Source organism: Suttonella ornithocola (genome assembly GCF_001889065.1).
Taxonomy (GTDB): domain Bacteria; phylum Pseudomonadota; class Gammaproteobacteria; order Cardiobacteriales; family Cardiobacteriaceae; genus Suttonella_A; species Suttonella_A ornithocola.
Genome location: NZ_LWHB01000284.1, coordinates 1 through 613 on the forward strand (window position 1 = coordinate 1; position 613 = coordinate 613).

The 613-nt window shown below is 33.6% G+C and carries 1 protein-coding gene; it reads right to left on the reverse strand.

The genetic code is table 11. From position 1 onward, the window contains the following. Positions 1-326: transposase (locus A5N85_RS13775; RefSeq protein ID WP_211268246.1), on the reverse strand; the 326-nt coding region annotated here is incomplete at its 3' end. Positions 327-613 lie beyond the last annotated feature (287 nt).

The following is a 613-nucleotide window of genomic DNA, read 5'->3' on the forward strand; positions in this document are numbered from 1 at the left end:
TCAATGATTGCTTGAATATCACTGCGTTTATGAAAAGCGGCATTGTCCATGACAATTACACTGTTTTTAGGTAACTCAGGTAACAGTGCTTCTCTCACCCAATGAGAGAAAATATCGCTGTTAATAGAACCATCATATAAGCGTAAGGCAAACAATTCTCCATTGATAATGGCTCCAATCGCATTGCTCTGGTTCTTTAAATGCCAGTTATCACTTCCATGACAAACTTGTCCTTTTGTGCTGTAGCCATAAGGTCTATGATCAAAGGCTTTAAAACCACATTCATCAAGATAGACTATCGGTTTGTCTTGAGCAGTCTTATCCACTATTTGTTCTTGAAAGTGCTCTCTTTTCTCTGTGTCGGCTTTTGGATGTTGGTTAATCTTTTTTTTATGCGTTATAGTAAAATCACTTAGAATCCAATCTATCCAAAGCAGATATAAAGAACAACTTGTAGTAGAATTATTGGTAGTTGTTTGAAAAGTATGCTAAACATACTCTTACAAAAAATACTTCTTTTAATATATTGATATTTAAATATTTAACTGCCATTGGATTATTTGATAATATTCCAGCATACTTTTCAAACCACTACCGAATTATCAAAACAAAC